The 21,207-nt window shown below is 41.2% G+C and carries 20 protein-coding genes; 4 read left to right on the forward strand and 16 right to left on the reverse strand.

Annotated features, from left to right (window positions below; genetic code table 11):
- Positions 1–124 precede the first annotated feature (124 nt).
- From MMU07_RS09580 to MMU07_RS09590, 3 genes are all read right to left on the reverse strand, one after another.
- Positions 125–808, reverse strand: coding sequence for an SGNH/GDSL hydrolase family protein (locus tag MMU07_RS09580; RefSeq protein WP_241125646.1), 684 nt, complete (start codon positions 806–808; stop codon positions 125–127).
- A gap of 19 nt (positions 809–827) precedes the next feature.
- Positions 828–3,095: a TonB-dependent receptor gene (locus MMU07_RS09585; RefSeq protein WP_241125647.1), complete on the reverse strand. Its 2,268-nt coding sequence runs from the start codon at positions 3,093–3,095 to the stop codon at positions 828–830.
- A gap of 65 nt (positions 3,096–3,160) precedes the next feature.
- On the reverse strand, positions 3,161–3,523 hold the full coding sequence (locus tag MMU07_RS09590) for a hypothetical protein (RefSeq protein ID WP_241125648.1): 363 nt from the start codon (positions 3,521–3,523) through the stop codon (positions 3,161–3,163).
- 146 nt (positions 3,524–3,669) lie between these two features.
- On the opposite strand from MMU07_RS09590, the gene MMU07_RS09595 reads away from it, so the two are divergent.
- Positions 3,670–4,044 carry a UDP-glucuronosyltransferase gene (locus MMU07_RS09595; protein ID WP_241125649.1) on the forward strand — a complete coding sequence of 125 codons (375 nt, stop codon included), beginning with the start codon at positions 3,670–3,672 and terminating at the stop codon, positions 4,042–4,044.
- Here MMU07_RS09595 and MMU07_RS09600 read toward each other — a convergent pair.
- On the reverse strand, positions 4,041–4,271 hold the full coding sequence (locus tag MMU07_RS09600) for a hypothetical protein (protein ID WP_241125650.1): 231 nt from the start codon (positions 4,269–4,271) through the stop codon (positions 4,041–4,043). The genes MMU07_RS09595 and MMU07_RS09600 overlap by 4 nt on opposite strands.
- A gap of 142 nt (positions 4,272–4,413) precedes the next feature.
- Here MMU07_RS09600 and MMU07_RS09605 point away from each other — a divergent pair, with 142 nt between their 5' ends.
- Positions 4,414–5,319 (forward strand): AEC family transporter, encoded by a 906-nt coding sequence (locus MMU07_RS09605; RefSeq protein ID WP_241125651.1) that lies wholly within the window; start codon positions 4,414–4,416, stop codon positions 5,317–5,319.
- 339 nt (positions 5,320–5,658) lie between these two features.
- On the opposite strand, the gene MMU07_RS09610 is transcribed toward MMU07_RS09605, so the two are convergent.
- The 12 genes from MMU07_RS09610 to MMU07_RS09665 all read right to left on the reverse strand — a co-directional run bounded on the left by MMU07_RS09610 (position 5,659) and on the right by MMU07_RS09665 (position 18,640).
- Positions 5,659–8,643 carry an AsmA-like C-terminal region-containing protein gene (locus tag MMU07_RS09610; protein ID WP_241125652.1) on the reverse strand — a complete coding sequence of 995 codons (2,985 nt, stop codon included), beginning with the start codon at positions 8,641–8,643 and terminating at the stop codon, positions 5,659–5,661.
- Between the two features lie 75 nt (positions 8,644–8,718).
- On the reverse strand, positions 8,719–9,516 hold the full coding sequence (locus MMU07_RS09615; RefSeq protein ID WP_241125653.1) for an inositol monophosphatase family protein: 798 nt from the start codon (positions 9,514–9,516) through the stop codon (positions 8,719–8,721).
- A 168-nt stretch (positions 9,517–9,684) separates the two neighbouring features.
- Positions 9,685–10,368 (reverse strand): 16S rRNA (cytidine(1402)-2'-O)-methyltransferase, encoded by a 684-nt coding sequence (gene rsmI, locus MMU07_RS09620; RefSeq protein WP_241125654.1) that lies wholly within the window; start codon positions 10,366–10,368, stop codon positions 9,685–9,687.
- A gap of 1 nt (position 10,369) precedes the next feature.
- Positions 10,370–10,597 (reverse strand): 4a-hydroxytetrahydrobiopterin dehydratase, encoded by a 228-nt coding sequence (locus tag MMU07_RS09625; protein WP_241125655.1) that lies wholly within the window; start codon positions 10,595–10,597, stop codon positions 10,370–10,372.
- A 12-nt stretch (positions 10,598–10,609) separates the two neighbouring features.
- Complete coding sequence (locus MMU07_RS09630) at positions 10,610–10,876, reverse strand: DUF493 family protein (RefSeq protein WP_241125656.1); 267 nt, start codon at positions 10,874–10,876, stop codon at positions 10,610–10,612.
- Positions 10,877–10,985: 109 nt separating this feature from the next.
- Entirely contained in the window at positions 10,986–13,097 is a 2,112-nt protein-coding gene (locus MMU07_RS09635; RefSeq protein WP_241125657.1) for a peptidylprolyl isomerase, read from the reverse strand.
- 73 nt (positions 13,098–13,170) lie between these two features.
- Positions 13,171–14,469 (reverse strand): hemolysin family protein, encoded by a 1,299-nt coding sequence (locus MMU07_RS09640; protein ID WP_241125689.1) that lies wholly within the window; start codon positions 14,467–14,469, stop codon positions 13,171–13,173.
- Positions 14,469–14,690: a hypothetical protein gene (locus tag MMU07_RS09645; RefSeq protein WP_241125658.1), complete on the reverse strand. Its 222-nt coding sequence runs from the start codon at positions 14,688–14,690 to the stop codon at positions 14,469–14,471. The genes MMU07_RS09640 and MMU07_RS09645 overlap by 1 nt, the downstream gene beginning before the upstream one ends.
- Position 14,691: 1 nt before the next feature.
- Positions 14,692–15,240: an LPS export ABC transporter periplasmic protein LptC gene (gene lptC, locus MMU07_RS09650; protein ID WP_241125659.1), complete on the reverse strand. Its 549-nt coding sequence runs from the start codon at positions 15,238–15,240 to the stop codon at positions 14,692–14,694.
- 94 nt (positions 15,241–15,334) lie between these two features.
- Entirely contained in the window at positions 15,335–16,636 is a 1,302-nt protein-coding gene (locus MMU07_RS09655; protein ID WP_241125660.1) for a hypothetical protein, read from the reverse strand.
- An 11-nt stretch (positions 16,637–16,647) separates the two neighbouring features.
- A complete protein-coding gene (locus tag MMU07_RS09660; protein ID WP_241125661.1) occupies positions 16,648–17,931 on the reverse strand; it encodes a hypothetical protein in 1,284 nt (427 codons plus the stop codon).
- Complete coding sequence (locus MMU07_RS09665) at positions 17,915–18,640, reverse strand: type III pantothenate kinase (protein ID WP_241125662.1); 726 nt, start codon at positions 18,638–18,640, stop codon at positions 17,915–17,917. Before MMU07_RS09665 ends, MMU07_RS09660 begins: the two co-directional genes overlap by 17 nt.
- A 113-nt stretch (positions 18,641–18,753) precedes the next feature.
- Between MMU07_RS09665 and MMU07_RS09670 the strand changes: the two genes are divergently transcribed.
- Together MMU07_RS09670 and MMU07_RS09675 are read left to right on the forward strand one after the other, a co-directional pair.
- Positions 18,754–19,830: an anhydro-N-acetylmuramic acid kinase gene (locus tag MMU07_RS09670; RefSeq protein WP_241125663.1), complete on the forward strand. Its 1,077-nt coding sequence runs from the start codon at positions 18,754–18,756 to the stop codon at positions 19,828–19,830.
- A gap of 67 nt (positions 19,831–19,897) precedes the next feature.
- Positions 19,898–21,124, forward strand: a complete 1,227-nt coding sequence (locus MMU07_RS09675) for a Glu/Leu/Phe/Val dehydrogenase dimerization domain-containing protein (RefSeq protein ID WP_241125664.1) — start codon at positions 19,898–19,900, stop codon at positions 21,122–21,124.
- Positions 21,125–21,207: the final 83 nt, after the last annotated feature.

Genomic DNA, 21,207 nt, shown 5'->3' on the forward strand with positions numbered 1-21,207 from the left:
TAATAGGTCGGCCAAAATTAGTTTTATTCAATGGATTATCCAATGGAATATATACAAAAGCACTAGGATAAAACCTTCAAGAAAACCAATGGCCTTAATTGGATCTCAGAAAAGTGAGTAAATTTCAAATAAAATTTTTCAATGTCTCAAATATCCTTTTAGCTATCCTTTCCATTCCCAAATCCCCGGGGTGCCTGGCAACACTTTCATTTGCAAATAGGCCAATGGCCATATTTTCTTCCTTCGAGCTTAAGTCTGTAAGGTTTACCAATTCCCAGTTATTGGTTTGAGCTACCAAAACAAGTTGCTGATTTACTTTTTCACTATACCAAAAAGTAGTAGATACGATGACTTCCATTTTTCGGCCGTTGGCAAGGTAATCCACAAATAACTTTATTGATTCGGCAAGCTCATTTCCATTGATCTCAGCTTCAGCTATATTTTCCCCAAACCTGATAATGAGAATATCAGGATTAAAATCTCTCAGGTGCTCATAAAAAGAAAAGTCAAAAGAGGTAAAGCCCCTTTCAAAGGGGAAGACGTTTTCACTTTTCAAATCAGCCTCCGGTTTTTTTGATTTGACCAAAGATTTCAGGACTGAAAAATAATCTTTTTCCACAGAACTTGCCGCCATACCCCAACTGCCTTTCCAACCAATTTCAGGCGCCGGTGGATGCCAGGTGATGCTATTGCCTATGGCTAATATTTTGGGGTTGATTTTTGTCGATGGCGGGGTTTCTTTCGGTTCGATACATCCGTAAAGTCCCAAAATGAAAACCCAAAATATTACCTTGATATTCCTAATCATCCAATTTTTTTTTGTTTACTTAAAAAGGTATCCTCACATTCAACGCAATATTCCTTCCCATTTGGTTGACACCAAAAGGTCTGAAAAGCGATAAGTGATCCAAATAAGCTTTATTAAGCAGGTTAGTACCACTTACATAAACATCCAAAGTACTACCTCCCACCTTGAGGTTACCGCCGATATTCATCCCCAAAAGGAAATATCCCGGTGTCGCTTCTTCTAGAGGGGCCTCTCTTTCTTGGTCAAAAACCAATGATCCCAATACACTGATGTATGGTTTTTGAAGAATTCCGATATCGTTTAACCTGAAATCCAAGTTTTGGTTCCAACGGAAAGCTGGGATATAGGGTAGGTAACTGAGGTCGTTCCTTCTTTGGCCGATGACCATCGCATACGAGGTCGAGCCACTGATCCATTTGACAGAAGTTGGCTGGATGTCAAGTTCGATCTCCCCGCCATAAAGCCTGGCATCTGACTGCTCAAATGACCAGATATCCAAGTCCTGCTGCACTTCCCCTGTTGGAGCAAAGAAAATGTAATTGTTGATGCTGTTATAAAAGACCTCTCCTGAAAGTGCAAATCCCTTTCCACTATACCGGATGCCAAAGTCAGTCTGAATGTTTTGTTCTCTTTCAAAAGAAGCATTTCCTTTTTCAAATCTTCTTGTTCCAGGATGTACTCCATTGGAAAATAACTCAGCCAAATCAGGTGCCCTGAAACCCTGAGCAATGTTGAGTCTAAATCTCCATTTATCATCAGGCCTGAAAGTTGCTCCTCCACTTGTGGTAACCCCGTCAAACGTCCTTTTGAGCTTTCTGTCTTCAGGTTCACCGGGTAAGATAAACCCAAAGTCTATAAAATGTGGCGCACTTGCATCCACATTTACTTTTCTGTAATCATACCTCAGGCCGCCTTGGATCACCCATTTGTCTTTATTATAATTCAATAAGCCATAGACAGATCGGTCGTCTTTTCTAGCGTCAGGAATCAAGAATTCCAAAGCATCGTCATAGTTGATGGTATTGAGAACAAAGCCTTGAACACCAAAAATTGCTTCCAAATGTGGATTCAATGACTTGAAATACTTGAGATCATACATCAGGTTGGTCTGGTTCAATCCCAGATCCACGGTTGTTTCACCTGATTCTAACTCCTCCCTCAGGTTTTTGTGCAATCCAAAAGTGGCTTTGAACTTATCCTCACCCAAAAAGACATTGGTCTCTGAAGAAATGAAATGGTCAGTGACATTTTGGTAAGGCACTTGGGTCCTCCGGTCTCCTCTATAAGTCGCAAGTTCATCGATCTGGTTTTCATCCAAGATCCCGAGTTTTTGCTTCATGTAAGTATAGCGAAGCCTGGTCTCTCCCCATCTTTTTTGAAGTCCCACTCCTGCTTTGAGGTTTTGGGTATTGAATCTGGTGTTGCCCATGGTCCTGCCATCTCCATCAATGTAATCAGCATGGGATTCCAAGGCACCGTTCAAGGACCAAACAAAGCCATTCTCAGTAGCACCTTTGACACCGACTTCAGATCTTAAACCAAGGTTGTTGCTGTATCCCCGCAGATTGACATACCCATCCACATCGCCTTTGGCAGCATCTTTTTCTTCAATAAGATTGACGACTCCTGCCATTGCGCCTGATCCATAGATCAAAGAAGCGGGACCTTTGATCAACTCTACATTACCGATACCTGTTTCGGTTAGACCCAGACCATGGTCGGCACCCCATTGTTGGTTTTCAAATCTACCGCCTTGATATACAGACAATACCCTGCTAAAGGAAAGTCCACGGATGACAGGTTTGCTGATACCGGGGCCTAAAGAGATTTCATTGACTCCGGGGGTTCTCGTCAGCGCAGTCATCAGACTTGGAGAAGGCATTTTGAGAATGGCCATCCTATCTACCTTTTCGATGCTGATAGGAGAGCTTTCTTTACTCATGATATAGGCACCCGAAATAACGACTTCGTCAATATTCGTCATCGATTCCTCTAATTGGATCACAACAGCTTTTCCGGCATTGTTTGGCCTCACTGTTTGAACTTGGGTGGCATAGCCGATAAAGGAAATCTGAAAGGTTATATTTTTCTCAGGTAAAGAGGTAATCGTAAAATTACCATCAAGGTCAGTTACTACCCCGCGGTTGAGTTCAGGAATGAAAATAGATACACCCGGTAAGGGGGAATTGGTATTTTTATCCAGAACACGTCCTGTGATGGTAAGGTCTTGAGCGGCCAATACCCCAATTGAAATTAAGGTAAGGGCAATTACGAATAGTAGTCGCATTGCTTGAATTGCTAGTAAGTGTAAATGATAATGATTTGAGTTCTGATGATCTCAGAGTAAAAAAATCAAGCAATCGCAGGCGGACCTCGGTGTTCAAATCCAAACTGAACTCGCGAGAAAAATTCTAAAGAATTAAAAGATGATACAAAACTTTGATCATATTCATCCAGGCATGGTATAGGGATTTCAAACTGATATACGATATAATCAGCATGTTCCATAAGATCCAAGATGATAAGTTCCTCCTCTGTATGTCCATGGTCAGGAAGTGATTCCTGTTCGAGAGTTAATATCGGATGGGCATGGGTGATGATCTTTCCGTTCAATTCATGGGAGTGAAAAAACAAAACTCCATTTGCCAAAACACTTGACATCAGGACCAAGCTGAAATGACTAAGGAATGGAAGAATGTTGCGGAATTTTTTCACTTATTTCAATAATTCAATCGGATAACACAAATATAGATAACAATGTTAATCTTAATTTACCATTCATAATTTTATTCCAAGCCAAAAAAAATTGGTAGACGAGTTAAAAAAATAACCATTTGGCAGAATTTTAGTAGATTTCAGACATGGTAGATTTCAGATACAGACCCGAAACCTATTTTGAAGACGAACTTACTTCTGTACTTTTGATCAGGATGGACTTTCCCGAAAGTCAGTGGGGAGAGGTAATCAGCATCTATGCCAATCTTTTGGATGGTCAGGTCCACTATGAAGCAGTAGATTTTTATGGTAATGATATCAATCTTAGTCCATCCAAAAGCCATGAACCCTTATCCACCCAAGAAGTAATCTTTATGATAGAATCAATGGAAACTGATTGGGATCTTGCTCAAGGGAATATGGGTCTGACACTTTTGGGAATCCCGGAAGTAGAGAGTAAATATTATCCAGATCTAAAAATATATTTTTCGGAAAAGAGGAAAAGCTTTGGGCTTGACTAAAAATCTAAAATCGTCTCGTAGGCCCTGCTAAGCGAATGATAGGTTCTGTACCAATACTCGTATGTCTCAAATGAAATGCAGTCACTGATCTCCATTCCCTGAAAATTTACTTTCTTTATGCTGTTTGATGGAAGCCAGCTTCTCAGGTCATTGGCCTGATCTATGGTGAGTTGGGAGAGTTGGACAATTTTCTTTCCTTCTATTACCAAGGGTATCAATTTCATCATAACTGATTGTTTATATTGCAAATGAAAAGGAATCACTTTTAGAATTGGTTAATTATAAATTACGATTGTGTTAACTTTAAAATTTACTCCTTATTTTGATTACCAAAATTCATCCTGTTCAGAAGCTTTGGCACCTTAGTACATGGTAAATATCCTCCTCATTGTTGTTTTTTTGCTTTTGGGCTTTTTTTTGCAGCGGTTCAAATTTGTTCCTGCAAATACATCCAAGTACCTGAACAATTACCTTATTTACGTGGTCCTTCCCGCTTTGGCATTGCGGTATTTACCCCAAATCAAACTTCGGACAGAATTATTCCTGCCGGTAGCTGCCGCATGGATTGGATTTGGGCTTTCTTGGTTGATTTTTGGGACACTTGGCAAAAAGTATGGTTGGGGAAATTCCATCACAGGTTGCTTGGTCATTACCGCAGGTTTGGCCAATACCTCCTTTGTGGGAATCCCTATCATGCAGGCTCTCTATGGTGAAGAAGCTGTCATAATTGCTTTGCTGATAGATCAGGCCGGGTCATTCATTATTGTCAGCAGCGTGGCAGTCATCGTGGCATCGATTTACAGTGTCGGCAAAAAAAGGAAGAGAGACATCACCAGAAAAATTCTCACATTCCCACCCTTTTTGTTCTTTTTGATCGCCTTTGGGCTTAATTTTTATGGCCTTGAGATCGGTGGAAGATTTGAGGCATTATTGCAGGTCATTACAGCTACTTTGACTCCTGTGGCCTTGACCTCTGTAGGACTGCAAGTAAAAGTGGACTTTGCCGCATTGAAGTCAAAGTTTCTCTGGTATGGGCTAAGCTACAAACTCCTCTTGATTCCTTTGGTAATTTTGCTCCTATTCAAGTATGTGTTCCAATTGGAAGGTTTGATCCTGCAGGTATCCGTCATGGAGGCTGCCATGGCTCCGATGATTACGGGCTCGATCATTGCCATCACCCACGACCTCGAACCAAAGCTCGCCTCCCTGCTCGTTGGAATAGGGATTCCGCTTTCTTTTTTCACTTTGGCTATCTGGTATTTTATTTTGTCTTAGTAGCTGACAATTAACCAATAACGTTTAATGCTGCTGTGGTAGGTTTCGGAATTGCCCAACTAAAGGCGTGTGCATCATATTCCGTACCCAAAGGCACGGAAATCCACTGAAATTTTTTCTACCAATATTTTGCCCCTAAAGGGTCAGTTATTTCAACCAAATAATACCTAAAATCACTTTCAATCAGTAGGATTAATTAATAGAAGCAAAAATCTAAGCTTCTATTCTAAATTGTGAATGGTGGGTTAACCAATTAAACAAATAACCTTATAACCAATAACCAAATACTTGTACTGAGCGCAGTTGAAGTAACCAATTAACCAATAACCAAATCCCCAATTAATCCAACTTCGTCGAATCCGGCTTGGCTGGTTTTGGTTTCAACAATCCCCTCAGGACTTTTTTGGCTTCGTCCACAGCTTTGGTTTTTGTCTCCTCTATTTTCTTATCAGCTTCTTTTTTGACGCTGTCTTGAAGTATTTCTGCTTTGAGTTTCAGTTCTCTTTTTAGACTGTCCTCTGCCGCTTTAAACTGCTCTGCGACTTCCTGTTGGATAATTGCGGTTTCATTACTTACCCTTGATCTTAGCGCTGTTGCCAAAAGGTTTTCAATGCTGTTGCCACCGGCCAAACCAATTTTAGGTGCATTGTAAGTACCACCCAGACTGATGGCTAGAGGAATAATCGTAGATGTGCTTACCTCATTTCCTGAAATGGCAGCAAGAAGGGCGTTGGCCTGTGCTCCGAATTTTCCGGCAGGAACCTGCATATTGATCAGGTATCTGATCGTTCCATCAAATCCTGTACTGCCTTGGATATTCGCCTGGTAATCCCACAACTTCACATCAAACGGCTTTACGTCCAGGACGCCATTATTGATATCGATTGGAATAGAAAGGTTTTTGAATTGGATCGTATTGGTATCATTCAGCTTGGTAAGGCTTGTTATCCCTTGGATGATCGGACTGTCTTTCAAGGCGGCTTCCGCGATTTTCAGCAACCCTCTTCCATCCAGAGAAGAAAGAATCGGCATCATATCCTGTCCCAATTTTCCTGAAAAAGCCAAAGTGGAGTTGAAATTTCCGGTCAGATGCTGGGCAATCGGAGCAAAAGCCTTGATGGTATTGAAGGATTGGAAGGCCTGGGGAATACTGAGGTTCGCAAGGTTGAGGTTAAAATCAAACTTGGGTTCTGCCAAGTCGGTCGGATCGTAGGAACCGTTTAGTGTCATTTGACCACCCAATGTACGCATCGATGCATCAGAAAAACTCAGCACACCATTTCTCAGCAACATATTTCCTTTGACTTCTTTCAAAGTGAGGTTGTCATATAAAACCTCCGATGCAGCGACTGACATGGAGAAGTCTATGTTTTTTGGCAACTCAATCACAGTCAATGCAGCTGTATCGGCTGTAGTCGATTCTGTCATCCATTCATTAACGTTGAATTTGCTTGAAGTCAGGCTAAGTTGTCCTTTCAGGGTTTCATTTTCATTGAGAAAATAATTCATATAGTTGGAAAGGAATCCTGTGGCCTGAAGTGGACTTTGACCCACTTGGGAATCAAACTGGGTTAAGGTAATGCGGTCCGGAGAAAAATCCGCATAGGCCTGATTGACCTTAATGCCTTGCGGAATATCGGCAGAGGAAAAGGCGAAGCTGCTCACACCCACATTTCCACCTGTATTCAATTTGTCGTATCGTCCTTCCTCCACGTCTTTGTAGGAACCTTTGGTTTGGATGTCAGCCTGAATTTTTCCTTCCATTTTCATTCCTTCCATTGGGAAAATGGCCAATATCTTACCCAAATCCACGGTTCCATTGAGGGCTCCGTCCCAATTGAGCAGGGCAAAGTCATTGATCTTCATGCGGCCATTGATCGATTCATCTTCCAAGACAAATCCAAATTGGCTTAGGTCTACAATAAAGTCATTCATTTTTCCGGTATTGTTCTGAACCGAAGCTGAAATGTTCAATTTGTCTATCGGCGCAGGGTAATCAGCACTTTTGATGTAGGCATTGCTGAGCAATAATTTGGCATCGATGTTTGGGATCATCTGAGCAACTGAATCATATTTTCCTTTGGCCTGTGCATTGACATCCAATAATCCTTTCAGGGTCATTCCCTCGATTGGGAAAATAGAGGTCAGTTCCTCCAGATTCAGTTTTCCGATCAAAGCTCCGTCCATTTCATAACTCGTAAGGTTTGCCAAAAAGAAACGCCCGGAAATCGGATTGCTTCCAAAATCAAGGTTGAATGTAGGAATGTTGATAATGGTATTGTCCAGGTTGTCGGTTTCGTTTTTGACTTGCATTTCGATGTTTACATTACTCACGGGACGGGGAAGATCCGGATATTGGAACATCCCGTTTGCTACATTCAGCGATACATCAAAGGCTGGAAAACTGGTTTCATTGTAAATGCCTTTTACAAACCCTTGAAAATCCATGGTACCGGAGGTTTTCAAATCAGCAAAACTCTCCGTGTAGATACCCGGAACCAAAGACAGGATGCTTCTGAAAGTATTGTCCTTGCCGCCAAAGGCTAGGTCAATTTCAATGTCATCCGCAGGCATGGCAATGAATCCCTTCATATCAAAAAGAAAGTCATTGAGGGCAAATTCCCCTTCGCCAAAGGCAAACTTCATATTAGCCATGTCAATATTCATGGTGGTTTCTCCCTTGAACTGCTTGTTGGTAAGGTAGTCGGTCCCCTCATAGGCAATATCCGCGATCAAAGCTTCCATTTTAATTGGCAAATCATAGACATCAGCAGTGAAATCACCGCTTCCTTCGAGGTTGATATTTCCCAAAGCCATGAAATATTGTAGGGATCTGTCATCATAGATCAGGTCAAAATCCTTGACCTGAATCAGATCAACAGCAATCTGAAAATTACTTTCTGTAACCGTATCTTCCTCAGAAGGATAAGTGATGTCATAGTTGGCCGTGCCATCTTCCAAAACCTTTACATACATGCTGCCGCCATCCAAATGAATTCCTGTGAGTGTAGGAATATCTCCAAACAATACCGACTTCAGATTGAAATCCACTTGGAGTTTGTCCATATGCACCAAAGTGTCCCCCCGGAAAGGTTCATTGCCGACAATTCCAAATTGCGCTACAGTAGCAGATATGTGTGGGAATCTTTTGAAAATGCTCAGGCTAACATTGTTGATGTCATAATAAACCTGCGCGTTGACCGAGGAGGCGATTTCTTTATCGATACGTTCTAAGATTTTTCCTTTAAAAACAAAAGGCAAAGCAAGGAGAGAAACAAGTAAAAAAATAAAAATACCGAGTAGGATGAGCAATGTCTTTTTCATAATAGATTGTATTAAGGCAATCTTAATAACGGTGGAGGATGTATTTTGGATTCCTTTTGAAAGGTTCCAATTTTTCTACTTCTTCCAGATTTTTTGGATATCTCTGCCGAGTTCGTCGTGGACTAGTCCATTGGTAGCTACAATTTTCTTACCAAAAAGGAAATCATCCCCCATCTCAAAGTCAGAAACCCTTCCTCCGGCCTCCTGGATGATAATGATTCCTGCTGCTACATCGTAAGGCTTAAGGTCATATTCAAAAAATCCGTCGAACCTGCCACAAGCCACATAACACAAGTCCACAGCGGCACTTCCCATGCGTCTCAATCCGTGACATTTTTCCATCAAGAGCCTCAATACTGCCAGGTAATTATCTATTTCACCAAAGGCACTGTATGGAAAACCGGTACCGATCAAACTACCTCCCAAGGTTTTTGCAGGGCTGACACTGATTTTCTTTCCATTACAATATGCCCCGTTTCCTTTGAATGCCGAAAAGCATTCGTCGAGGTTAATCTCATAAACCACACCGAGAACAACCTCTTTTTTATACTTGAGACCTATACTTACTGAAAAAACAGGGAGGCCATGGATAAAATTTGTGGTCCCATCCAAAGGGTCGATGATCCAGGTATATTCTTTTCCGTCTGTTGACCCGGTTCCTTCCTCTGTGATAAAATCCGCATCAGGCAAAATCCGGCTGAGTCGGTCAACAATAATTTTTTCGGCCTCTTTATCCACGTAAGATACAAGGTCGTTCAGCCCTTTTTGCTCGACTTTATTGAGGTCAAAGGATTGTCTTTCTTTGCGGATAAATGCACCGGCTTCCTTGGCGACTTTTTCTGTTTGTTCGAGTATTGGCAATAGATCTATCATGGCTGCGAGATTTTAGGAGTTGGGGTTTTTATACATGAAATTGTTCAAAGTGGTCATGGATTGAAAATCCGGGCAAATATGTTTCGGCAATTTTTAATTCAAAACAATTGGGAAAAAAGTCTGGTAAAGGAAATTGTCTTCCCCCGATTTGTTGGAAGCTAAATTTGTTTATTTCCCTTGAACGACGAGCACGATTTCACCTTTAATCGGATGCTCTTTGTAGTAGGCGACAAGTTCCTGAAGGGTTCCTCTTACGTTTTCCTCATAGATCTTAGTAAGCTCCCTTGATACGCTTGCCATCCTGTCTGGACCAAATGCTTCGGCAAACTGCTCCAAGGTCTTCATCAGGCGGTGAGGAGATTCGTAGAATATCATGGTGCGGGATTCTTCCAGCAAAGATTCTATCCTTGTTTTCCTTCCTTTTTTGTGGGGAAGAAAGCCTTCAAAGGTAAACCTGTCGTTTGGAAGCCCTGAGTTGACCAATGCGGGCACAAAAGCCGTGGCGCCGGGAAGACAGTTGACTTCAAGCCCTGCGTCCTTAGCCGCCCTTACAAGAAGGAATCCGGGATCTGAGATCCCCGGCGTCCCGGCGTCACTGACCAAGGCAAGTACTTCACCACGCCTCATCCTGTCGACTAATTTTTCAACTGCTTTATGTTCGTTGAAAATATGGTAACTCTGAAGTGGACGGTTGATTTCAAGGTGCTTCAATAACTTTCCGGTGGTACGGGTATCTTCAGCCAAAATCACATCAACTGATTTCAATACTTCAATGGCTCTGAGCGTGATATCTTTCAGGTTGCCGATAGGCGTAGGAACCAGAAAAAGGCTAATCGTCTTTTCTTCTGACATGTTAAATCTTGTCTATGGCCTTGGCGAGTTTGTGGTCCTTGTCGGTAACAATATTTCCGGAGTCATGGGTATTGAGTTCTATGGTGACGGTATTGTAGACATTGCTCCAATTGGGATGGTGGTTTTGCGCTTCAGCAATAAAGGCCACTCTTGTCATAAAGGCAAAAGCTTCCTGAAAATCTTTGAATTTGAAAGTTTTGCTCAGACAGTTGTTTTTTTCGGTCCACATGGTTTGGATGGTTTAAAGTGATATTACGCCTTCGATCTTCGAAGCCTTTTCATAAATGTCCAAAATTGAATCGCTGTTAGGCATCATGGCTTTGATGGTAGCCGAGACATAGGTTCCTTTGGAGGAATGTTTTAAGGTCATTTTATTGTTAGGCAATAATGCAGCCACTTGTGATTCGCTGCCATTGGGGACGATAAATTTGAACATATACAATGTAGGGAAAATGGTCTGCGCTTCAAGTTTGTCTTTGAAAGCCTGCCTGTCAAATGTGTCTTTCATCTTTCACGAATTTAAGGGATTAACACCACACAATAAAAATAAAATCCTTGTTCATAAAAAAACCCGTGGGAAGTCCCACGGGTTTTGTTTTTGATTTCTGATTGATGGATCAGAAAAATTTATATCTGTAATCTTTTACATCAGCAAGGTCTTCCAATGCCATCATAATCATATAGGCAGTTCTCTGAGAAGCATTCAATGTCAATTGGCTCTGATATGAGTTGTAGCTTGCAATATCCGCGGCAGGTGTCAAAGTATTCAGCTTAATTACTATGATACCCACATCTTCATGAATTGGCTTGCTGACATCACCAGGATTTTTTAGACCAAAAGTAGCACCTATTGCTTTTGGAGCGTATCCTACACCCGGAAGCACTGATGCATTCATTCTCAAGTCAGGAGATTTGTCCAAAGACGCTTCATTTGGAAACACTGACTGCATTTCTTCCAAAGTGGTTTTTCCGGCAAGTTTTCCTTTGATGATTTCAGCTTTCTTATCGTTCCTTACCTGTACCAATACCTGCTGTCTTACTTGATCCAAAGAAGCAGTTCCTTCTTCATATTTCTTTTTAAGATTGGCAACGATATAGGCATTGTCTAATTCAAATACAGTGGAAACTGCTCCTTCTGAAGCTTCATTGAAAGCCCATCTTATAACTTCTCTTGCATTCAGAAGATTATTGAGGGTCCTTCCAAAAGCGTCTACATTGTTGGCCTGAATGATCCTGTATCCATCTTTCTCAGCATTAGTGGTAAACTCAGCGGCATTACCTGAAGTAGAGGCAAACAAATCCGCTTTTCTGAAGACATCATTCCTAGTCACGTCACTTGGACCCAATTCCAACTCGATAGTAGCTATTTTGTAAGAAGTTGATTTTGGCAATTCGGTGATAGAAATAATATGGTAACCGAATTCGGTTTCAATAATTCTATTGATCAACCCTGTTGTTTTGGCAGCAAAGGAGACGTCTGCAAAAGCATCCACAAAGTCTGCTTTGGCAAACCAACCTAGGTCACCACCCCTTTGGGCAGTACCATCCTGTCCATATTGGGCAGCGGCAGTGGCAAAGTCGAGGCCGTTTTGAATTTCTTTTAAAACGTTTTCTGCATTTTGTCTTACTTCTGCTTTGGCATCATCCGACATGTCCTGAGCGCCAAATAGAATATGAGCTGCTCTCATTCTTGGAGTTCCGTCAAATTTTGAAGTCACCTTGTGGGTGATATAAGAAGACCTGTTGGTCAAGAATGGACCATATGTCTCACCTACCTGAACATCGTCCACATTGGAAGTAAGGGTGTTGGGCAATTCTTCGCCCGGGGCTATTACTATAAAGGGATTTTGTCCATCTGAGTTACGGAGAGCAAAAGCAGAATCAGCATCAGAAGTTCGGAGTTCTTCTGTCAATCTTTTTATCTCTGCGATCACTGCAGCAGAATCTTCAGAACTTGGAGTAAGCTCAAAACTCACATATTCCAAGTCCGCTGCATTCTTGACCTTGAATTTCTCAGGATATTTGGAAATGTAAGCCTTAAGTTCACTGTCAGAAACACTCACTGCTGAGTCTGATACAGCATAGAAAGGAATAAATAAATGATCGACATCTGCAATGCTGTTTGCCATCCTGTGTTCCAATTTTCCTTCTTTGGAATTGGCATACTCAGAGGTGGAAAGCAAATTGTCATACTTGATTCTCAATCTTCCTTTGGCAAACATTTTTTCCTGCTGTTCCCAAAATGCCACCTGCTCAGGGCCTGCAGTCTCCAAGGACTGTAAAAACGAGATCAACTGTGACCTGTCAAATTCCCCGGTCACAGGATTGGTCAATTGCTGTCTCAATTCGGCAATGATATTTTTACCCTGTACCATATCTACCAATTCGGCATCTGAGATGGTAAGACCCAAGGCTTCATATTGCTCAGCAAAAACTTTATCGACAATCAATGCCTGCCAGGCCTGCTCACGCAAGGTGCTCATTTCATTTTCGGAGGGAGTTCTTCCTGTATTTTGTTGGAAAGAAATTTTGATCTCTTCGATCTTTCGGATGTATTCCTCATAGGAAACGTCTTCACCTGCAATCTCTCCCACATTGTTTGCGCTACTACCCAATAGGGTAGAATTAGGGCCCAATAGATCCCCTCCAACGAGGAAAAATATCAATCCAACTGCTATAACACCGATTGCAAGACCTGTTCTTTGTCTGATTTTTTTAATTAAAGCCATTCTCCTGTTTTTTGAAGTGCCGCAAAATAATTCAATCTACCTGTAAATTCAAAATAATATCACTGTCAATAAATTACTTATTGGATTCCGACCCCTGATGTATCTTCACTTTTACCGTTTCTATCCTATGGTCTAGTTTTGAAACTATGCTGAAAGTATATGATTCAAAGGTAATGGACTCACCTTTTTGAGGAATATCCTCTGTCAGAGAAAGGATAAATCCCGCCAAAGTTTCGAAATCTCCATAGGGAAGATCCCAACCATATTTTTCATTTAAATAATCAATTTCATGCCGGGCACTCAATAAATACTCATGGTCGGAGAGTTTTTGCTCAATCAGATCGTCCTGATCATACTCATCCTGTATCTCTCCGAAGATTTCTTCTATGATATCTTCCATGCTGACAATACCACTCGTTCCTCCAAATTCATCTACGACCAAGGCCAAGCTTTTTCTTTCTTTGATAAACTGGATCAGAAGCTCATTGGCCAATGCTGATTCCGGCACGATGATGATCGGCGTCAGGATATCGGATATTTTTTTTGGCTTCTTAAACATTTCCAATTGGTGGCAATATCCGATCGCGTCGTCTATCGATTCCTTGTAAACGATGATCTTTGAATGACCGCTTTCTGCAAAAACCTGCTTGAGTTCGTCCATAGAGTCCTCTATGTCTACTGCAACGATATCCGTCCTGGGGACCATACATTCCCTCACCCGGATGGTTTTGAATTCTATGGCATTGTCAAAAATCTTGGCATCAAGGTCAACTTTCACATCTTGCCCGCTGTGATGGAGGCTGTTTTTGATAAAGCTATTCAAATCCGTCACTTTAAACACAGGCTTGTCCTCGTTGTATTCAAGACGTAAAACTTTGGTGATAAACAACTTTGACATTCCGACAATCAGCCAAACCAAAGGATACATCAGAAAATAGATCAGCTTGAATGGAAGAGAAAAGAATGAAAGCAAGGAATTGGGGTTGAGCATAAATATACTCTTGGGAAGAAACTCCCCTGTGATCAAAACAATAATGGTCGACAAAATGGTCTGTATGATCAGCACATATGCTTGGCTGTTAAAGTTTGCAGGAAGCAGCTTTTCAAGCCATGTTTCGATCCAAGGCTCCAACAAATAGGCCATAAAAATACCATACAATACCAAGGCTATTGTATTTCCAATAAGCGTTGTCCCAATAAACTGTCCTGGTTTTTTGATAAAACTAGAAAGGATTTTGCCAGAAACTGAACCTTGTTTGTTTTGAAGTTCTATCTGTAGCTTATTGGCAGATACAAAAGCCATTTCCATTCCTGAAAAAAACGCAGAAAAAAGCAAGGTGATGGCGACGTAAATAAGGTATTCTGATTCTATCATTTGGATTTACGGCTTTTAACTTTTTTTATTGGATCTTGCTTTGATACTTCTGATTTAAGGGAAGCTTCATTTTTCCTATACCTATACCAAAAGAGCAATGCCACTGCAAACATAAAAACAGGATATGAACTGATCAAACCTGATGTGATGGTAAGATGCGTGCCGATAATCGCCAAGGCTGCCGAGAGTGACAATATAAGGAAGTCAGGTAATTTCATTTTATAACTCTTCTCCGGAAAGAATGGTCCTGCTGTTGGTTACTTTAAATAGCTTATATACACTAAATCTGTCATCTGCTTCCATTCCTGTCCCGTTGAAAATCGTTTCTTTCTCTTGGATAGTTACAAATTTCTCAGTGTAAATTTTCTTTGAGTTGGGATCCCAATAAAGTTCTTCTGAAGAAAGCTTTTGGTCTTTTTCAAGGTTGTGCACTTGTACGTCCCCTTCTCCCCTATATATGTTTTTTGTCTTGTCGTAATAGCCTTTATCTGCACGCATTGTGGAGCTGGTATTGCCGTCTTTGTCAAAAAAGAAAATCTCAATTCCTTCCGGAAATTCCAGGTCTCCCGTACCAAACTTCATCTGTTTCTTGGCTTTGACTTGCGTCCTGATGATAGTGGAGTCGCTGTGGAATAACTCAATATCCATTGCCAGACCAATGGGACCTTTGTACGTCTCCAGAATACTGCTGTCGACTTCCTCTCCACATGAATATAAACAAAGGACGAGGCCAACAAAAGGAAAAGATAATCTACCAATGACACCCATACCTGCAAAGATATGAAAGATTGCTAAATGATCGAGACCATAAAAAAAGGCAGCCTTTTATCGACTGCCTTTTGGTTTAATATTTTAAAGAAAATTAATCCCTAGATGCCAAGGTAACTGTCTCTCCAATCCAACAACCCACATTTACCGTCTCACCTACCTGTCTGCTTTCTGTAAATAACTCTTCTTTTGATGGGAATCTTGCTCTTGCTTCTGCCATTCCTTTGCTATCCCCGGCTCTTGAGTAGGCATTGTATGCAGCGATGTAAATTGCTTGGTCATCTACCCTACTTATACCCCTTCTACAATCTGCAGCAGAGCTCATGTAGAGTTGTGCAATGAGTAACCAAGCTTCTTTTGCTTTCTCAGCATCTAATTTAGCTGCCTCCAATGCTGCTGCCCTAGCCGCACTTTTTCTTCCTGCCTGAGCATGAACTTTGGCAAGGTCATAGTGAATATCAGCTTTCTGAACGTCATTTTCAGCCAATGTCAAAGCTTTTTCCAAAACAGGTTGCGCTTTGTCATACTCTCTGCTTTGCATATACTTCATAGCCCTGACCTGTGAGGTGGAAAAGGTCGGGTTTTGGGAATCTATGATTTCGAGGGCTTTAAGAAATGAATCTGAATTAAGACATTTGTACTGAACAGAATATTTAAAGATCTGATTGGCCAAAACCATGTTGGTAGGGTCTGCTGTAAGCCTTGGCCCTAGAGTTCCTTCGATGAACTCACAATCAATAAGCTCCATTGCAACTATCAACTGCTCAAGTGTGCTTTTTGGTGCAGAAATATCTTTTCCGTTTGCCTCAGCTTCTGCTAGAAGAGCGTTTAGTTTCTCATATCTTTCCAACAATTCAACCTTAGTAAAAGCTTTATTGTACGCATTGTGCCTGTAGACCAAATCAAAATAAGCAGCAACCAAGTTAATTGTATTGAAAGTGCCATTCAATTCTACCACTCGATCAAACACAGCAAGTGCCTGTCCCAATTTCGCTTTATCTCCTTTATAATAGTTATAGCTATAATAGGCTTTATTTTCTATCCATTTTGGCTCGTTATCATAGTTTTCCTTTCTTAAGTCGAAAATTGTGATAACAGAATCCTGATAGGTTTTTTTCTGAGCCGCATCCGAAGTAGCATTTGCTGCTCCATGGTAGATAGTCACACCATTGATATAAATGGATTCATTCAATTTTGGTACATTGACAAGAAGCCAATACAAAGGCTTGGTAGCCTCCACAAATTGTTCCGACTTCATGTAGTCCACATAAGCCGCGTTGTATTCACGGGCTTTTGCTTCAAGTTCAGTATCGGCTGGCCAATTGAAATCCTGCGCTTGGGCCATTCCTACAAGACTAAGGGTAAATAACCCGATGAGTGCTCTTTTAAGTTTCATATCTGTTAGTGTTATTCGAATACGCGTTTGTAAAACCAGCTGTTATCATTTAATGAGAATCCTAAGGTGACACCAAAGTAATCTTCTTTGATCAATCCGCCGTCGAGGGTACCTCTCGAACCAATCTTGATTGCAAAGTTCATCAATGATAAGCTGTTGATAGGAACCGAAGCTCCAAAATTGATGCCAATATCACTGATCTGCGTCTGGTTCAAAATGAAGGGAGTTTGCTGGTATTCCACTCCGAACCTTAATGTCGACCTTTTAAATATAGAATTGACCGTTGAGAAGTTTGGAATCAGCTGACCTCCAAGTGCAACCCTGTAAGTATCACCTAGTTCACCCTGAACACCTGAGAAGGAACGGTATTGGCTAAAATTTTGCATTTGAGCTTCTAGACCAATGACAAATTTATTTATTTTTTCATAAGAAATCCCATAACCTAAGTTACTTGGGATGAATACAGTCCCTTTTTCATTATTTCTTAGGATATCTCCATCTGAATCCGGCTTACTAGCTTGACCAAAATCGGCAATCTTAGCAAATTCTTTTCCATTAATATTTCCAAATGCATGATAGGTGGCTCCAAGGTGGATGTTACTTTTACTACTAGCTTTGAAGTAATAATGGAATCCTCCTTTAAAAGTGACATCACTTACAGTCAACCTTTCGTAATACTCCGTCTGAAACCCAAATTCTTCGTCTTCAGGATTCAACAATGCCAATTGGTTGGTTCGTATGGTGGATCCAAACAAATATGATCCGTGAACTCCTAAGCTTAAATTTTTGGCTAAAACAAAGCCGTAAGAAAGATATGCCTCCGAAATACCACCCTCTCCCTGTACTCTATTGATAGAATTGAAGTCAGAATTGGCCACTTCTCCACTGACGAGAATGCTGTAATTCACGCTGGAAATTTCCGACAAACCCATTCCTACTGTTCTTTTGCCTGACTTTACAGGAAAAGACAGGGCTACATAGGATATCCCACCGCCATCGATCGTCTCGTTGTCGGAAGAACTCGTAACATTGATTCTTTTGTAGTTGAGTGCAGCTTGGAAATTAAAAATAGTATTTCTGGTAGACAGGGCAGGATTCATATAATTTGCCCCCCATCCTGTACCGAAACTTATCCCCAAACCACCCATGCCTTGGTTTTGGGCAAGACCTGAATAGTTGAACTCCCCTAATCCAAGCGCACTGTAAGTAGACGAACTTGACTGCGGAAAGGCCTTTGAGAAAATGAAAAAGGTGCATAACACACCCAGAAATCTAATCCTATTGGTAATTGACATTGTAGCTTAATATTCTATTCAATCCATGCAGGACCAAATTAGGGATTACAAATATGTGGTCTTTTGTTAAGCTTTCAAAGATTTTTGAGTCACCGCCACAAATAATGACCTTCAATCCATGGTATTGTGCCTGATATTCCCGGATAAATCCTCTCATCTCAAACTGTATTCCATAAAATACTCCTGACCTTAAGCAGGATACCGTACTGTCTCCAATAAACCTTGGCTCCATCCCTGACTCAAAATCCACCAATGGAAGCCTTGCTGTCAACTGACTCATTGCCTTGAATCTCATCTGAAGTCCGGGTGTAATTGCCCCACCAAGATACCTGTCCGATTCATCCATGAAATCATAGGTAATGCAACTTCCCAAATCTATGGCAAGTATAGGACAGTCTTGGAAAAGGTTTCTGCCGCCTGCTACAGCCGCTTTTCGGTCTACTCCCAATGTGTCGGGAGTAGTATACATATTTTTAAAGGGTAACGGGGTTTTGTAACTCAAAAACAAAAACGGAAAGTCAAGCAGACCAAGAAGCTGCTCCTCTGTGTAGGTAACAGAACTTATTATGGCATGTTCAAAATCCCTGCTTTTAAACTCATTCAAAAATGAAGAGAAATCCTCAAATATGAATTCTTTCAACAGGATGTCCCCCTCAAAGACGGCCGCTTTGATTCTTGTATTCCCGATATCTACGACGAGTTGTTTCAAATTCAATTCCAATTGACATTAGGTCATGGCGAAATTAGTCAAATTCCAACACCGCTCTTTTTGAATAAAATAAATTTAACTTTAGGGAGAATTATTTAACAAAAATTAACCCGATGAAGACCCTTTCTAAATATAAAGTCATTGGCTTGATGTCAGGCACATCAGGAGATGGGCTTGATATTGCATTTTGTGAGTTTGAAAAAAAGGAAAAATGGACTTTTCAGATCCTGTGCAGCGAAACCGTTCCTTTTCCAAAAAAACTCGGAAAAAAACTCAAAAATTCCCATCTCCTGAATGGATATCGGTTATCTCTTCTCGATGTGGAATTTGGACATTGGATGGGTGAACAAGTCCGCAACTTTGTCCAAAAAAATGAACTCGAAGTGGAGGCCGTTGCCTCACATGGGCATACGGTATTCCATCAACCTTCCAAAAAAATCAGCCTACAGATAGGAAATGGTTGGGCCCTGCATGCGGCATGCGGATTACCTGTAATCAATGACTTTAGGATGCTTGATGTACAACTTGGGGGTCAAGGGGCGCCTTTGGTCCCTATAGGAGACAAGCTTCTGTTTGCAGAATATGATTATTGCATCAATCTGGGAGGTATTGCCAATATAAGTATGGAATTTCAGGGAAACAGGATTGCATTTGATACCTGTCCCTTCAATCTATTGCTTAACCATTTCGCTGAGGTTTGTGGAAAATCTTTTGATAAAAACGGTAAAATGGCCAGAAAAGGAAAACTCCTAAAAAAAGTGCTCAGGCAACTTAATAAGTTACCCTACTACCGGATAGAGGGAGCCAAATCACTTGGAAGGGAAGACCTGGACGACTACCTCAAAATCTTGGAATGGAGTGAAGAGCATAAACCCGAAAACGTACTCCATACTTTGGTGATACACTATATCGTTCAAATCACTAAAATCCTGAGGCCGATACCAGGTAAAAAAACCAAAGTCCTAGTGACAGGAGGCGGCGCATTCAATACCTTTTTTATGGAAAAGCTTAATGATTCCCTTGATGAGGACATGGATCTCATCCAAGCAGATCCTTTGCTGATCAATTTTAAAGAGGCACTTGTTTTTGCTTTTTTGGGTGTATTGAAATTAAGGGGAGAAAATAATTCACTGTCTACAGTAACTGGAGCATTTAGGGATAATTGTGGTGGTCTCATCCATGGTATGTAAATAAGGAGGGCTTTTAAGCATGGAGAATATTTCTATTTTTGCCTGCTCATAAACCCAAATATTTACCATGAAAGAACTACTCAAAAAGTTTGAGAACAAACAGCCCGAAATTATTTTTGAATGGAGTGACAGCGAATCTGAAGCAGAAGGATGGGTGGTCATCAATTCACTTAGAGGAGGAGCTGCAGGCGGGGGGACAAGAATGCGAAAAGGACTTGATAGGAGAGAAGTGGAATCCCTTGCCAAAACCATGGAGGTCAAATTTACCGTCTCTGGACCGGCCATCGGTGGCGCAAAATCAGGGATCAATTTTGATCCAAACGATCCAAGAAAAGAGGAAGTTCTAAGACGCTGGTACAAGGCCGTCATGCCTTTATTAAAAAATTATTATGGTACCGGTGGTGACCTCAACATTGATGAAATCCACGAAGTCATCCCCATCACTGAGAACTACGGACTGTGGCATCCCCAGGAAGGAATCGTCAATGGACATTTTCATGCTACTGAGCCAGAAAAAATTAGGAAAATAGGACAGTTAAGACAAGGTGTTTCCAAAGTTTTGGAAGATCCGCATTATACGCCAAACGGACCGAAAAAGTATAAAGTAGCAGATATGATTACGGGTTTTGGTGTAGCAGAGGCTGTCAGGCATTATTATTCCATTTGGGGAGGAGACATAAAAGGCAAGCGCGCCATCATCCAGGGATGGGGAAATGTCGGGGCGGCAGCGGCCTGTTTTTTGGCAGTAGAGGGTGTAAAAATTGTCGGAATCATTGACCGGGAAGGAGGCCTCATCAATAAGTCAGGATTTACGCTTGATGAAATTAGGGACTTGTTTATCAAAAGAGAAGGCAATAAGCTGGTAGCTAAAGGCATGATTCCATTTGCTGAACTCAATCAGCAAATTTGGGATATAGGATCTGAGGTATTTATACCGGCAGCAGCCTCTAGGTTGGTGACCAAAGACCAAGCCGAAAGGATGGTTAAAGCAGGACTCGAAGTGATCAGCTGCGGAGCAAATGTTCCATTTGCAGACCCGGAGATATTCTTTGGTCCGATAGGTGTATGGCTTGATGAAAAAGTATCGTTAATCCCTGATTTTATTGCAAACTGTGGAATGGCGAGGGTATTTGCTTACCTGATGTCAGACCGTGCCATGTTAACTGACGAGGCCATTTTCGGAGATGTAAGCCATACAATTGCTGATGCGCTTCACCTGACATTTGAAAAAAACAACTCCAAAAATAAGCTTGCTGAAACCTCACTGGAAATTGCATTGAAGCAGTTGGTATAAACATTTAACCAATCATCAGCCGAGAGGTGTTAATTTTAAATTAATTCCTCTCGGAGCTAATTTAGTATGCTGACCTTTTCATT

This window comes from Cognataquiflexum nitidum (assembly GCF_022538055.1).
Lineage (GTDB): Bacteria > Bacteroidota > Bacteroidia > Cytophagales > Cyclobacteriaceae > Cognataquiflexum > Cognataquiflexum nitidum.

What these genes read in the sequence shown, in the direction of transcription:
- MMU07_RS09580 (WP_241125646.1), bottom strand. Translation starts at nt 808, where the DNA reads ATGATTAGGAATATCAAGGTAATATTTTGGGTTTTCATTTTGGGACTT.
- MMU07_RS09585 (WP_241125647.1), bottom strand. Translation starts at nt 3,095, where the DNA reads ATGCGACTACTATTCGTAATTGCCCTTACCTTAATTTCAATTGGGGTA.
- MMU07_RS09595 (WP_241125649.1), top strand. Translation starts at nt 3,670, where the DNA reads ATGGTAGATTTCAGATACAGACCCGAAACCTATTTTGAAGACGAACTT.
- MMU07_RS09600 (WP_241125650.1), bottom strand. Translation starts at nt 4,271, where the DNA reads ATGATGAAATTGATACCCTTGGTAATAGAAGGAAAGAAAATTGTCCAA.
- MMU07_RS09605 (WP_241125651.1), top strand. Translation starts at nt 4,414, where the DNA reads ATGGTAAATATCCTCCTCATTGTTGTTTTTTTGCTTTTGGGCTTTTTT.
- MMU07_RS09610 (WP_241125652.1), bottom strand. Translation starts at nt 8,643, where the DNA reads ATGAAAAAGACATTGCTCATCCTACTCGGTATTTTTATTTTTTTACTT.
- MMU07_RS09615 (WP_241125653.1), bottom strand. Translation starts at nt 9,516, where the DNA reads ATGATAGATCTATTGCCAATACTCGAACAAACAGAAAAAGTCGCCAAG.
- rsmI (WP_241125654.1), bottom strand. Translation starts at nt 10,368, where the DNA reads ATGTCAGAAGAAAAGACGATTAGCCTTTTTCTGGTTCCTACGCCTATC.
- MMU07_RS09625 (WP_241125655.1), bottom strand. Translation starts at nt 10,597, where the DNA reads ATGTGGACCGAAAAAAACAACTGTCTGAGCAAAACTTTCAAATTCAAA.
- MMU07_RS09630 (WP_241125656.1), bottom strand. Translation starts at nt 10,876, where the DNA reads ATGAAAGACACATTTGACAGGCAGGCTTTCAAAGACAAACTTGAAGCG.
- MMU07_RS09635 (WP_241125657.1), bottom strand. Translation starts at nt 13,097, where the DNA reads ATGGCTTTAATTAAAAAAATCAGACAAAGAACAGGTCTTGCAATCGGT.
- MMU07_RS09645 (WP_241125658.1), bottom strand. Translation starts at nt 14,690, where the DNA reads ATGAAATTACCTGACTTCCTTATATTGTCACTCTCGGCAGCCTTGGCG.
- lptC (WP_241125659.1), bottom strand. Translation starts at nt 15,240, where the DNA reads ATGGGTGTCATTGGTAGATTATCTTTTCCTTTTGTTGGCCTCGTCCTT.
- MMU07_RS09655 (WP_241125660.1), bottom strand. Translation starts at nt 16,636, where the DNA reads ATGAAACTTAAAAGAGCACTCATCGGGTTATTTACCCTTAGTCTTGTA.
- MMU07_RS09660 (WP_241125661.1), bottom strand. Translation starts at nt 17,931, where the DNA reads ATGTCAATTACCAATAGGATTAGATTTCTGGGTGTGTTATGCACCTTT.
- MMU07_RS09670 (WP_241125663.1), top strand. Translation starts at nt 18,754, where the DNA reads ATGAAGACCCTTTCTAAATATAAAGTCATTGGCTTGATGTCAGGCACA.
- MMU07_RS09675 (WP_241125664.1), top strand. Translation starts at nt 19,898, where the DNA reads ATGAAAGAACTACTCAAAAAGTTTGAGAACAAACAGCCCGAAATTATT.